The organism is Roseobacter cerffii (assembly GCF_054226325.1).
Genome location: NZ_CM135757.1, coordinates 4041407 through 4053989 on the forward strand (window position 1 = coordinate 4041407; position 12583 = coordinate 4053989).

The 12583-nt window shown below is 64.6% G+C and carries 10 protein-coding genes; 3 read left to right on the top strand and 7 right to left on the bottom strand.

The window, feature by feature from the left end:
* Positions 1-70: 70 nt before the first annotated feature.
* The 3 genes from uraH (at position 71) to ACVC7O_RS19670 (ending at position 3912) form a co-directional block, all read left to right on the top strand.
* Positions 71-430: a hydroxyisourate hydrolase gene (gene uraH / locus ACVC7O_RS19660; RefSeq protein ID WP_458323805.1), complete on the top strand. Its 360-nt coding sequence runs from the start codon at positions 71-73 to the stop codon at positions 428-430.
* Between the two features lie 91 nt (positions 431-521).
* A complete protein-coding gene (deoC, locus tag ACVC7O_RS19665) occupies positions 522-1526 on the top strand; it encodes a deoxyribose-phosphate aldolase (RefSeq protein WP_458323806.1) in 1005 nt (334 codons plus the stop codon).
* Between the two features lie 43 nt (positions 1527-1569).
* Positions 1570-3912, top strand: coding sequence for an aldehyde dehydrogenase family protein (locus ACVC7O_RS19670; protein ID WP_458323807.1), 2343 nt, complete (start codon positions 1570-1572; stop codon positions 3910-3912).
* Between the two features lie 83 nt (positions 3913-3995).
* Here the strand turns inward: ACVC7O_RS19670 and ACVC7O_RS19675 are convergent, their stop codons facing one another.
* The 7 genes from ACVC7O_RS19675 to ACVC7O_RS19705 all read right to left on the bottom strand — a co-directional run bounded on the left by ACVC7O_RS19675 (position 3996) and on the right by ACVC7O_RS19705 (position 12515).
* Positions 3996-5315, bottom strand: coding sequence for a M16 family metallopeptidase (locus ACVC7O_RS19675; protein WP_458323808.1), 1320 nt, complete (start codon positions 5313-5315; stop codon positions 3996-3998).
* Entirely contained in the window at positions 5312-6646 is a 1335-nt protein-coding gene (locus tag ACVC7O_RS19680) for a M16 family metallopeptidase (RefSeq protein ID WP_458323809.1), read from the bottom strand. Before ACVC7O_RS19680 ends, ACVC7O_RS19675 begins: the two co-directional genes overlap by 4 nt.
* Positions 6647-6756: 110 nt before the next feature.
* A complete protein-coding gene (locus ACVC7O_RS19685) occupies positions 6757-7254 on the bottom strand; it encodes a DUF3035 domain-containing protein (protein WP_458323810.1) in 498 nt (165 codons plus the stop codon).
* Positions 7255-7305: 51 nt separating this feature from the next.
* Positions 7306-7791, bottom strand: coding sequence for a signal peptidase II (gene lspA, locus ACVC7O_RS19690; protein ID WP_458323811.1), 486 nt, complete (start codon positions 7789-7791; stop codon positions 7306-7308).
* A 9-nt stretch (positions 7792-7800) separates the two neighbouring features.
* Positions 7801-9387 (bottom strand): bifunctional phosphoribosylaminoimidazolecarboxamide formyltransferase/IMP cyclohydrolase, encoded by a 1587-nt coding sequence (gene purH / locus ACVC7O_RS19695; RefSeq protein WP_458323812.1) that lies wholly within the window; start codon positions 9385-9387, stop codon positions 7801-7803.
* A 12-nt stretch (positions 9388-9399) separates the two neighbouring features.
* A complete protein-coding gene (locus ACVC7O_RS19700) occupies positions 9400-11151 on the bottom strand; it encodes a heparinase II/III family protein (RefSeq protein ID WP_458323813.1) in 1752 nt (583 codons plus the stop codon).
* Positions 11152-11243: 92 nt separating this feature from the next.
* Positions 11244-12515 carry an RsmB/NOP family class I SAM-dependent RNA methyltransferase gene (locus tag ACVC7O_RS19705; RefSeq protein ID WP_458323814.1) on the bottom strand — a complete coding sequence of 424 codons (1272 nt, stop codon included), beginning with the start codon at positions 12513-12515 and terminating at the stop codon, positions 11244-11246.
* Between the last annotated feature and the right edge of the window lie 68 nt (positions 12516-12583).

A 12583-nucleotide genomic window follows, 5' to 3' on the forward strand; every position in this document is an offset into this window, starting at 1 on the left:
CGGCTTGCGGCGCGTTGCAATTCGGTTCTGAGGCGGGCAGGCTGGTTTCGAATTGGCGCAGGAGGGAACGATGGCCGCGGGATATCTGACAACCCATGTTCTGGACACCGCGCGCGGCTGCCCGGCAGAGGGCATTCGCATCCTGCTCTACCGGGTCTCGGGCAACAGCCATCGGAAAGTCGCAGAGGCGGTCACGAATGCCGACGGCCGCACCGATGCACCAATCCTGGGCCGGGATGAGTTCAAGACGGGAACCTACGAGCTGATTTTCGAGGCTGGGCCCTACCTGACAGCGAGCGGTGTGCCAGAAGAATACCCAAGATTCCTCGACAGCATCCCGATCCGCTTCGGCATGTCGGAGGCCGACAGCCACTATCACGTGCCGCTCCTGCTCTCGCCCTTCGGGTACAGCACCTACCGCGGCAGCTGAGCCGATCCGGGGCTGTGTCGCAGCGGAGATCGCCTTGCCAAGGGCCGCGCCGCATGCGATTTTGCAGCCCTGACCGACCCGGAGGATCGCGATGCTCAGTCCCGCCGAAGAGACCGCTACAACCCAGGCCAGCCATCAGCTGCCGCAGGTGACAGAACCGCGCAACCCCGGGCTTGCGCTGGACATGGACTGGGTGCGTGCACTGCAGGCGAATACCTCTGCCATCGAGCGTCGTGCGGCCAGCCTGCCCGCCCGCCGTTCGGTGAAGAAACAGCACCAGGCCGCCTGGCTGCTGCGCGCGGTGACCTGCATTGATCTGACAACACTCTCTGGCGATGACACGGAAAACCGCGTCGCACGCCTTTGCGCAAAGGCGCGCCAGCCGGTGGCGCAGAGTCTACTCGACGCGATGGGCATGGGACCGATCACCACCGGCGCAGTCTGTGTCTATCACGAAATGATCCCGGCTGCGGTGCGCGCCCTTGAAGGTTCGGGCATCCCTGTGGCTGCGGTGAGCACCGGGTTCCCCGCAGGCCTCTCACCCTTGCATCTGCGCATCGCCGAGATCGAGGAAAGCGTCGCCGCCGGGGCCGCCGAGATCGACATCGTGATTTCGCGCCGCCATGTGCTGTCGGGCAACTGGCAGGCGCTCTATGACGAGATGCGCGCGTTCCGCGCTGCCTGCGGCGAGGCACATGTGAAGGCGATCCTCGCGACGGGTGAATTGGGCTCGCTGCGCAACGTGGCGCGTGCGTCGATGATCTGCATGATGGCGGGGGCGGACTTCATCAAAACCTCGACCGGCAAGGAGAGCGTGAATGCCACGCTGCCCGTGTCGCTGGTCATGATCCGGGCGATCCGCGACTACTATGCGCGAACGGGCTATCGCGTCGGCTACAAACCTGCGGGTGGCATCTCAAAGGCGAAAGATGCGATCACCTACCTGGCGCTGATGAAAGAAGAACTCGGCGACCGCTGGCTGCAACCGGATCTCTTCCGCTTTGGCGCCTCCTCGCTTCTAAACGACATTGAGCGTCAGCTCGAGCACCACGTGACAGGCCAGTATTCCGCGAGCTACCGCCACCCGACCAGCTAGGGTCGAAGGTCAGGCAAATGAGTATTTTCAGAAGGGTGAAGGCATGACGGTGAAAGAAGTCTTCGAGACCATGGACTACGGCCCGGCGCCAGAAAGTGCTGCGGAGGCATTGGCCTGGCTGATGGATCAGGGAGACCGGTTCGGCCACTTCATCGACGGCGTCTTCACTGAACCCGGCAAGGGGTTTGAGAGCCGCAACCCCGCAACCGGTGAGGTGCTTGCGACCTTGACCCAAGGGACGCAGGCGGACGTCGATGCCGCGGTGAAAGCCGCCCGCAAGGCGCAGAGTGGGTGGGCGCGCTTCGGCGGCTCCGGTCGTGCGCGATACCTTTATGCATTGGCGCGGCTGCTGCAGAAGCACAGCCGCCTTTTCGCCGTGCTGGAGACGCTGGACAACGGCAAGCCGATCCGCGAGAGCCGTGACATTGACGTACCGCTGGCGCAGCGACATTTCTACTTCCACGCCGGGATGGCGCAGTTGATGGAAGAGGAATTGCCCGACCGGGAGGCGCTTGGCGTCTGTGGGCAGGTCATCCCCTGGAATTTCCCGCTGCTCATGCTCGCCTGGAAGATCGCGCCTGCTCTTGCCATGGGCAACACGGTGGTGCTGAAGCCTGCGGAGTATACCTCGCTCACAGCGCTCCTCTTTGCCGATATCTGCCGCCAGGCGGGTCTGCCCAAAGGTGTGGTCAACATTGTAACGGGCGATGGCACCGTGGGCGAGATGGTGGTTGCGGCGGATGTGGACAAGGTCGCCTTTACGGGCTCCACCGCCGTCGGGCGGCGCATCCGCGAAGCCACCGCTGGCAGTGGCAAGGCGCTCACATTGGAGTTGGGGGGCAAGTCCCCGTACATCGTTTTTGATGATGCCGATCTCGACTCGGCAGTTGAGGGTCTGGTCGACGCGATCTGGTTCAACCAGGGCCAGGTCTGCTGTGCGGGCTCGCGCCTCTTGGTGCATGAACCTGTGGCCGAGCTCTTCTACGCCAAGCTTCGCACGCGCATGGACAAGCTGCGCGTGGGGGACCCGCTCGATAAGAGCATCGACGTCGGCGCCATCGTCGACCCCGTGCAGCTTCAGGCGATCAGCGATCTCGTTGTGGTAAACAGCGCGGGCGAAACCCATGTGGCCGCGACGGACATGCCCGTGGAGGGGTCTTTCTATCCGCCCACGCTGATCACTGGCCTGAACCCCGCGGACACGCTGATGCAGGAAGAAATCTTCGGACCGGTCTTGGTGGCGACCACCTTCCGCACGCCTGAGGAGGCGGTGGCGCTGGCCAACAACACCCGCTACGGGCTTGCGGCTACGGTTTGGAGCGAGAACATCAATCTGGCGCTGGATATTGCGCCCAAGCTGGCGAGTGGCATCGTCTGGGTCAATGGCACAAACCTGATGGACGCCGCCGCGGGCTTTGGTGGGGTGCGGGAAAGCGGGTTTGGCCGCGAGGGCGGCTGGGAGGGGCTTACAGCCTACACCCGCCCCAAGGGCGCGAACAAGCCGCTGAAGGAGATCGACGCTTTCACCGGCGAAGGGCCCCCAGCCGACCCCATAGACCGCACGGCGAAGCTCTACATCGGTGGCAAACAGGCGCGCCCTGACAGTGGCTATTCGGCGCCGGTCTGGGGCAAATCAGGGGCACTCCTTGGCCACGTCTCGCTCGCCAACCGCAAGGATCTGCGCAATGCCGTCGAGGCGGCGCAATCCGCCAAGGGTTGGTCCAAGACCACCGGGCATCTGCGGGCGCAGATCCTCTATTACATCGGTGAGAACCTCTCGGCTCGTGCCGAGGAATTCGCCAAACGCCTCGATCAGATGCAGGGTGGCAAACAGGGGGCCAAGGAGGTCGAGGCAGCCATCAACCGGCTCTTCACCTACGCCGCATGGGCCGACAAATACGACGGTCAGGTGCACGGCGTGCCGATTCGCGGCGTGGCACTGGCAATGAAGGAACCAGTGGGTGTCATCGGTGCGATCTGTCCAAGCGAGGCGCCGCTTCTGGGCCTGATCTCCTGCTTGGCCCCCGCCATCGCGATGGGCAATCGGGTCATCCTCAGCGCGTCCGAACCCTTCCCACTTGCCGCAACCGATTTCATCCAGGTGTTGGAAACCTCCGACGTGCCCGCGGGAGTCGTGAACATCCTGACTGGCGCGCACTCGGAAATCGCACCTTACATGGCCGGTCATATGGATATCGATGCGGTCTGGTGCTTCGGCGCCAAAGCACTGTCCGGCATGATCGAGCGCGCGAGTGCTTCCAACCTCAAACGCACCTGGGTCAACAATGGCGCAGCCCGCGACTGGATGGACTCTGCAGGACAGTGCAAGGATTTCCTCGCCGCGGCAACAGAGGTCAAGAACATCTGGGTGCCCTACGGAGAGTGAGGCCAAATCCCTGCGGCAACACTCGGCCCGCTCAGGGCCGAGGACATGACGTGGCGCGGCAGCGCCTCCTTTCGACGGACGCCTCAGTTGCCGGGCGTGCTTTCAAGCCCAACGGGCTGACCCACTACAACAAAGTGCAGACCCTCGGGGTCCAGCAACTCGCCCGCGACGCGCTTTACATCCTCGAGCGTGACGGCCTCCACCCGGTCATTGCGCGTGGCGATGTAGTCAATCGGCAGACCCAGCATCTGCATGCCCACCATGATCCGCGCGATGGGCCCATTGCCATCAAACCGCAAGGGGTAAGCCCCGGTCATATAGGTCTTCGCGTCGTCCAACTCGGCCTGTGTCAAACCGTCTTCGGCCGCACGCGCCCATTCGGCCCGAACGACTGCGATGGCCTCGCCAATCCGATCGTTGGCCGACCGAACAGACCCGAGGTACACCTCGCCCAGATCCTTGGGCGCGAGGTAGGAGTAAACCCCATAGGTTAGACCCCGCTTCTCGCGCACCTCGCTCATCAGACGGCTCTCGAACCCGCCACCGCCCAAGACTTGGTTCAGCACAATCGCGGTGAAATAGTCGGGATGATCCTGCGCGATCCCAGCCTGCCCGAAGATCGCGACAGACTGCGGCGTGTCGAACGGCACAACGGTCACACCCGCGGGGATCGCCACATCCGCGCGTGGCGGCATCGGCGCGCCCTCGGCAGGCAGGTCTGCGAGCAATTCATCCATCAGCTCGGCAAGCTGCTCGGGGGTGATGTCTCCCACGGCACCGATGTAAATCCGGTCACGTGCCAGTACCGCACGATGGGCGGCCAACAGGTCGTCCCGCGTCAGCGCTGCAACGGTCTCCTCCGTGCCATTCGACGACGTCGCATAAGGGTGATCACCAAAGGCGATCTGGTCAAAGGTGCGTGCGGCGATATCGTCGGGGTCCTTCGCATCTGCGCGGATGCCGGTCAGAACCTGCTCGCGCACCCGCTCGATTGCATCCGCGTCAAAGCGCGGCTCCAGCAAGGCAGAGCGCAACAGCGCCACGGACTCTGCCTTGTTCTCGGTGAGAAACCGGGCGGAGACCGACAGCGCATCATCGCCCACATCGAACCCAAACCCGGTCGCCAGCGCTTCCGTTTCCCGCGCGAAGGCCCGGGCATCGAGATCGCCAGCACCTTCTTCCAGAAGCGCCGTCATCAGGGTAATCGCCCCGCGCTTGCCCGGCGCGTCGAGCGACGCGCCCCCGCGAAAGCGGATTTCCAGTGCGACGAAGGGGATCGAATGATCTTCGACAAGCCAGGCGGTCAGGCCTGCGTCCGAGGTCACCTCTTGGATATCCACCTCGGCCCGCGCCGACAGCGACAGGGCGAACACCATGAAAATCGTCAGGACAAGCCGGGTCATTGGGTCACCTCCTCGCGCATCAGCCAACCGGTGACCGAGGCGCGCCTGTCAAAGACATCGCGGGCCGCCTGCATGATATCGTCCGCCGTCACCGCCTCGAGAACGTCGGGCCAGGCCTGCACGTCCTCGACCGTCAATCCGGAGGCCAGCGCTTGACCATAGCGGTTGGCGATGCGATCCACGTCATCGCGCGCATAGATCTGATCAGCCCGGATCTGCAGTTTGATCCGCTCAAGCTGTTCCGGGTCGACCCCGTCGGTCATGAACTGCGCGACCGCTGCATCCAGGGCGTCCTCAGCTTCCTGCAGGCTCACGCCCGGGCGAGGTACGACGACCAGATTGAAGGTTGTGTCATCTAAAGAGACCCCTCGGTAGAAGGCTGCGGAATAGGTCGCGATTTGCGTGTCGAACTGCAGCGCGTCCGAGAGGTAAGACGTTGTCCCGCCGCCGAGAATTTCCGCCAGAAACGTCAACGCCGCCGCAGCTTCCTGCGCGCCCGGGTCCCGCTCCGGCGCGAGATAGGACCGCCGGACATAGGGCTGTGCGACCCGCGCATCTCGGAAGATCAAGCGGCGCTCGGCGGTCTGCGGCGGCTCTTCGGTGCGAATGCGCTCCGGCAAGTCCGGGTTCGCAGGAATCACGCCGTAATACTGCTCGGCAAGCTGGCGGACCTCGCTTGGTGTCACGTCACCCGACACCACCAGAATGGCGTTGTTGGGCGCATAGTAGATCTCGTAGAAGTCCAGCGCATCCCGCATGTCGAGCGCGCGCATCTCGTGCATCCATCCGATGATCGGCGCGCCGTAGCGGTGGTTGAGGTACTGCGCCGCCGCGACCTGCTCACCAAAGAGTGCGTTGGGGCTGCTCTCGGTCCGCTGGTTGCGCTCTTCGATGATCACCTTGCGTTCGGTCTCGATGTCGCTCTCGGTGAGGCGGATGTTGCGCATCCGGTCCGCCTCCATGCGCATCATCAGCTCCAGCCGGTCTGCCGCGACCCGCTGGAAGTAGGCCGTGTAGTCGTAAGAGGTGAAGGCATTGTCACGCCCACCATTGCGCGCCACGGTGGCCGAGAGTTCCCCGGACGCCAATGTTTCCGTGGCCTTGAAGAGCAAGTGCTCCAGGAAGTGGGCCACGCCTGACGACCCTTTGGGCTCATCGGCCGAGCCCGCACGGTACCAAACCATATGCTGCACCACCGGGGCGCGGCGATCCTCAACCACGACCACCTGCATGCCATTGTCCAACGCGAACGTCGTGACCGCCTCGTCATTGGCGGAGACCAGAGCGGGCAAAAGCGCGAGACACGCGGCAAGCAGGGGCAATCGGATCATGGGATATCCTTCGGGATCAGGCAGATCAGTTTCGGCATGACATACGGCCCAAGCGGCCCGGATCAAGTCTTGCTGTCAGGAATGTGAGGGCGCGCCGCGGCGCCGCGCGCTCAATTCGGAGGGAAGCTCGGGGTGCGTGCGCCTGCCCGGCGCCACTGTTCCGCCACTGCCGATGCATCGAGCCGCTCGCGCTGGTAGGCTTGAAGATAGCGGTCTTCGCGGAACAGCCGGAACTGCGTGAACCGCGCCTGGCGACGGCGGAACTGCTCATCGGCCTCGGCAAGGTCCTGCCGGATGTTCGGGGTGACGCCAAAGCGGCTCGCCGCTGTGACCAGCGCGCCGTCTGACGCCGGAATCGCTGTACCACTCGAAGGGCGCCCGCCCAGAGCAACAGCTGCGTCCGCCAACGGGTCATTGTCGGTCAGATTGCTCTGCCCCGGTGTCGGCGCAGGCAGCGCGGTCAGGTCGTCCGGTGTCTGCAAGGGTGCCTTTGGTTCAATGATAAACTCATCCGGTCCACGGCTGTTCGACCGCAGATCGCGCAGGCCCGTGTTGGCACAGGCGCCGACGCAGGCGGTGATCAGGATGAGGGCCAGGATGCGGCGCATGAACGTCTCCCTTTAGAACACCCCGTTGATACGCCAGCCCGGCAGGGAATGTCACTGGCCTTTTTTGGCCTTGGCCTTCGGGTCCGGTGCCAGGAACACCAGCATGAGGGCGCCGCCGAAGATGAACACATCCGCCAGGTTGAACACGAAAGGGTTGTTGATCCCGCAGCACGACATGTTGAGGAAATCGAGCACGTAGCCGTAGATCAGCCTGTCGAGCACATTGGCCAGCGCGCCTCCGATCAGAAACCCCGCCCCGAGCTGTGGCCAGAGACCCAGGTCATGCCGCCGGGTCCAGATCAGCACAGCCGCACAAATCACCACGGCGAGCCCGATCAAAACCCAACGGGTCGCCTCGGGGGCGTCTCCGAAAAGCCCGAAGTTGATACCCCGGTTTTCGCCATAGCGGAAGTTCAGGATCGGCGGCAGCACGTCCACAGACCGGATGCGCCAGAGCTCCATCTGGTGGATCACCAGATACTTGCTCAGCTGGTCGATCAGGAAGGCCAACACCGCAGCCCAGGCCAATGCGCGCATCAGAGACTCCTAGTGCCGAAAGTGGCGCATGCCCGTGAAGACCATGGCCAGCCCTGCGTCATCTGCCGCGGCAATCACCTCGTCGTCGCGCATCGACCCGCCGGGCTGGATCAGCGCGGTCGCTCCGGCCTCCGCAGCAGTGATCAGCCCGTCGGCGAAAGGAAAGAAGGCATCGGACGCCACGACCGAGCCTTGGGTGAGCGGCGCGGGCAGCCCCATCGCCTCGGCCATGTCCTGCGCCTTCCGGGCCGCGATGCGCGTGCTGTCGACGCGGCTCATCTGCCCGGCGCCGACGCCTACGGTCGCGCCATCCTTCACATAGATGATCGCATTGGATTTCACGTGTTTCGCGACGGTCCAGGCGAAGAGAAGATCGGCCATCTCCTGCTCGGACGGCTGGCGTTTGGTGACGACTTTCAGATCGTCTAGCGCGACATGACCGACATCCTTGTCCTGCACCAGATATCCGCCCGAAACCTGCCGCACTGCCAGCCCCGCTGCACGGGCATCGGCCAACCCATCCGTCGTGAGCAATCGCAGGTTTTTCTTCTGGCTGAAGACATCCCTGGCGCCCTGATTGGCCCCGGGCGCGATGACGACCTCCGTGAAAATCCCGGTGATCTCTTCTGCCGTCGCCGCATCGAGCGGCTGGTTCAGCGCGATGATGCCGCCGAAGGCTGACGTGCGGTCACAATCAAAGGCACGCGTATAGGCCTCCGTCAGCGTCGCTCCGCGCGCCACGCCGCATGGGTTGGCGTGTTTGATGATGGCACAGGCGGGGCCGTCCGCGGGGTCAAATTCGCTGACCAGTTCAAAGGCGGCATCGGTGTCGTTGATGTTGTTGTAGCTCAGCTCTTTGCCCTGGTGTTGGGTCGCCGTCGCCACCCCGGCACCACCGCTGCCATCCGTATAGAACGCCGCCTGCTGATGCGGATTCTCGCCGTAACGCAGGCTCTGGGCCAGAGCACCGCCGAAGGTGCGCCGCCGGGGCGTCTCGCCCACCTGCGCCGCCATCCAGCTGCTGACCGCCGTGTCGTAAGCCGCCGTTCGGGCATAAGCCGTCTGCGCCAGCCGCTGGCGCAGCGCATAGCCGGTTTGCCCGTCATTCGCCTCAAGCTCGGCCAGCACCTTGTCGTAGTCTTCCACATCCACGACCACGGTCACGAACCCATGGTTTTTTGCCGCCGACCGAATCATCGCAGGCCCGCCAATGTCGATGTTCTCAATGACCTCGGCGTACTCCGCGCCCTTCGCGACTGTTTCCTCGAACGGGTAGAGGTTAACCACCACCAGATCGATCCCCTCGATGCCATGCGTATTCATCGCCGCCACGTGGTCGTCATTGTCGCGCAGCGCCAACAGGCCACCATGCACCATCGGGTGCAGCGTCTTCACGCGGCCATCCATCATTTCCGGAAACCCCGTCACCTCCGCCACATCACGCACCTCCAGCCCCGCCTCGCGCAGCGCCTTCGCCGTCCCGCCGGTGGAGAGCAGCTCAACCCCGCGCTCCGCCAGTGCCCGCCCGAACTCCACCAGCCCGGTCTTGTCAGATACGGAAAGCAGCGCGCGGCGCAGCGGGGCGAGGTCGGTCATGGGCAGGGTCCTTCAGGGCTCTTCGGTCAACTCCGGTGTGTCCTGGCTAAGATCCCGCACGCCAATCGCAGTTTCCTGCGCCTTGGACAGAGACCAGCGGACACGCGTGGCGTATGACATAGCCCGGCCCGAAAGCACAATCTGATTTGACCCGCGCGGTTTCAGTCGCCCGTTTTCCAGATAGACCGAGGGCTGCAGCGTCAGTTTCTGCGCGCCGTCGTGACGGAAAACCCAGATCTCTCCGCTTTTCAGTGCCATCGACACCGCCGCCCCGCCCAGATCGATGGTCGCATCGACCTCCGGGTGCAGGTGAAACCGGATATCGAAGGCAATGCCCTGCAAGCGCGCCGCATCCAGCGCCAGATCGAACCGCTTCTTCTCCGCTTCCGTCAGCGCCAGCAGCATATCCTCTCCGGCCATCGCGCGGCCATCGAAGGTCATCTCCAGCGTACGCGCGTGCGTGAGCCCATGTGTCAGGGTGAATCCATCATGGCCGCCCTGAAACCGCAGCCCGTCGCTAACATGCCCGATCTCGATGGGCACTTTTGTAGGCCCCTCGATCAGCTCCTCGCGCCCGGTCGTGCGATCTTCATCGCCGAGCCGCGCGCTGGAATAGCCATCCAGCGACAGCGTCGAATGCGACGGCGTCGCCCGCCCCGCCCGCCGCCAATCCGGCCCGAAAGACCGCCCGGAGCCACAGTTGACGACCAGGGGCCGCCGCCCCGAGGTCAGCTCCACCGCGAGGGTCGAAGCATGCGCATTGTAAGACGCGCGGCCTGCAGGCGGCTTGCTGGCATCGACGATCACGCTGGTGCGTCCCGCCGAGAGCCGCGCAAAGCCCATCGACAGCCCGTCGGGCTGCCGCGTTTTCACCTGTGCTTGCGCCAATGCGTGGTCCAGCCAGCCCTCCGGCCCGCGCCCACCCCCGTGGAACCGGGCCAGCCCGCCGTCTGAATGGCGCAGGGTCCGCAGGGTTGGTGCGATCCGGGCAATCGCATCCAGGTGTGCCTCGCCAGCACTCTGACCCGCGTCAGACAGCGCCGCTGCGGCCCAGGTCAGCAAAGTGAAGACGTCCAACAACTCCTCGGGGTTGCGGGTCGGCAACCCGCCCTGCGCGTCGATCTGGCTGCGGCACTCCTTGGCCAGCGCCCTGACCGCCGGGCCCGCCATCGCCTCCATCCCCTCCAGCGCGAGGCTCGCATAGATCAGCCCGGTCAGCGCCTCGAACCGGGGCAACCCGCTCGCCGCGCCCTGCCAGCGCCGCGCGAGAAAATGGGTCTGCTGGTGCAGCGAGCGATAGAACAAATCGCTGTCTGGCGCGTCATTGCCCTGCAGCATGAAGAGCGCATGGTTGATCCAGCGAATGAGCCGCCGCCCGGTCAAATCCGGCGTCCAGCCCGGTCCGCGCCCGCGCCCGTAGCGGTCGATCCAGCTCCACACCCAACGCTGCGCCGCCATTCGCGCGGCCCGGTCGCCCACCGCAGCCAGATCATCAAGCCAGGCAAATCCATGGATCTCCTGCTCGAAATCCGCATTCGGCGCGGGCAGATCCCACAGGTCCGTGTCCTTGTGCTCCAGCAGATGCCCCGCAAAGAGGAAATTGCCCGCAAGCAGCTGCCGCCCTCGGGCAAAACTGCCAATCGTGCGCGGCTCGGGTGCGGAGACGAAGCCCACCGCCCGGGCACGCATGCGTCCGGCCCGCGCGGCATGCCAACGGTTCAGGAAATGCGCTTTGCGGGTGGCAAAACTTCGGGTTTCGGACATTGGCCTACCTGCCTGGTGGACGCTCTGACGGCGCTTTGTCGCATGTTAGCCCGAGTGCTAGGACGAGTCACCGTCTATATTCTCTGCTGACTTCACCCAGCCTTGCGCAGGCAGGCGATATAGAACCCGTCCATTCCGCCGTCCTCCGCCCAATAGTCAGGCCGCAGCCGCAGGCCGCCCTCCACGCTGCGCCACGCCGCCTCGATCCCGTCAAGTTCCAGCACGTTTGGGTCCACAGTCATGTCGCCATGCCGGGCCAACGCCTCCTCGACCTTCACCTCCCCTTCGTCCGGCAGCAGTGAGCAGGTGCAGAACACCATACGCCCGCCGGGTTTCAGGCATGACCACGCGTGATCGATCAACTCTGACTGCAGCGCAATCAGGGCCGCAAACTCCGAGCCATCCTTGGCGAAAGGCAGATCGGGATGCCGCCGGATCGTTCCCGTGGCCGAACAGGGTGCATCCAGCAGGATCGCGTCGTAGGTGCCCCTGTGGTGTCGCGCATCTTCGGTGACCAGTTTGGCCTGCAAACCGGTTCGGGCGAGGTTTTCCGAGACACGCGCCATGCGGCTCTCGGAATCGTCTACCGCAGTCACCTCAGCACCTGCGGCGGCCAATTGCATGGTCTTGCCGCCCGGCGCCGCGCAGAGATCGAGCACGCGTTCCGCGGACTGGGGCGCAAGAACTTGCACCGGCAGGGCCGCAGCCGCGTCCTGCACCCACCAGTCCCCGGCGTCATAGCCCGGCATGGCCGAGACTTGCCCCGCATCCTGCACTCGTACAGACCCCGTCGGCAGAAGGGTTCCACCGGTCATCTCAGCCACCGCCGCCGCATTGGTCTTTGCGGTCAAATCCAGCGGCGCACCCGCAAAATGCGCGCGCTCCATGGCTGCCATCGCCTCCGCGCCCCACGCCTCAGCCAGCGGAGTGCGCAGCCACTTGGGCAGACGCGGCGCGCGCAAGGTGCTCCAGCCCTCCGGCCCTTCGGCCGCCACCTTGCGCAACACCGCATTCGTCAACCCTTTCAGGTGTCCAAGCCGCTTGTGCCGGGAAATCAGCTGCACCATCGCGTTCACCACGCCGTGCGCCGCCGCCCCCTGACATAGCTCCACAGTACCGACCCGCAGCGCATTGCGCACCGTCAGCGGCGGATACTTCTGGAGATGCTTCTGCAACAGCCGATCCGCTCGCTCCAGTCCGCGCAGCGTGTCCAGCGCCAACCGCTGCGCGCGCGCCCGTTCCTCAGGTGCCAGCCGGTCCAGCGCCCCAGCACCCAGAAGCTCTGACATGAGCCGCCCTTCGCCCAGGATCTGGTCAAGCAGGTAGACCGCGCTTCTGCGCGCGGGAACACCGGTATCAGTCATCGCATGAGGCTCCGTTCAGTGCTGCCGGGTTGTCTGCGTCAATCTCCGGCGTATATCAAGCGCAGACC

What these genes read in the sequence shown, in the direction of transcription:
- uraH (WP_458323805.1), top strand. Translation starts at nt 71, where the DNA reads ATGGCCGCGGGATATCTGACAACCCATGTTCTGGACACCGCGCGCGGC.
- deoC (WP_458323806.1), top strand. Translation starts at nt 522, where the DNA reads ATGCTCAGTCCCGCCGAAGAGACCGCTACAACCCAGGCCAGCCATCAG.
- ACVC7O_RS19670 (WP_458323807.1), top strand. Translation starts at nt 1,570, where the DNA reads ATGACGGTGAAAGAAGTCTTCGAGACCATGGACTACGGCCCGGCGCCA.
- ACVC7O_RS19675 (WP_458323808.1), bottom strand. Translation starts at nt 5,315, where the DNA reads ATGACCCGGCTTGTCCTGACGATTTTCATGGTGTTCGCCCTGTCGCTG.
- ACVC7O_RS19680 (WP_458323809.1), bottom strand. Translation starts at nt 6,646, where the DNA reads ATGATCCGATTGCCCCTGCTTGCCGCGTGTCTCGCGCTTTTGCCCGCT.
- ACVC7O_RS19685 (WP_458323810.1), bottom strand. Translation starts at nt 7,254, where the DNA reads ATGCGCCGCATCCTGGCCCTCATCCTGATCACCGCCTGCGTCGGCGCC.
- lspA (WP_458323811.1), bottom strand. Translation starts at nt 7,791, where the DNA reads ATGCGCGCATTGGCCTGGGCTGCGGTGTTGGCCTTCCTGATCGACCAG.
- purH (WP_458323812.1), bottom strand. Translation starts at nt 9,387, where the DNA reads ATGACCGACCTCGCCCCGCTGCGCCGCGCGCTGCTTTCCGTATCTGAC.
- ACVC7O_RS19700 (WP_458323813.1), bottom strand. Translation starts at nt 11,151, where the DNA reads ATGTCCGAAACCCGAAGTTTTGCCACCCGCAAAGCGCATTTCCTGAAC.
- ACVC7O_RS19705 (WP_458323814.1), bottom strand. Translation starts at nt 12,515, where the DNA reads ATGACTGATACCGGTGTTCCCGCGCGCAGAAGCGCGGTCTACCTGCTT.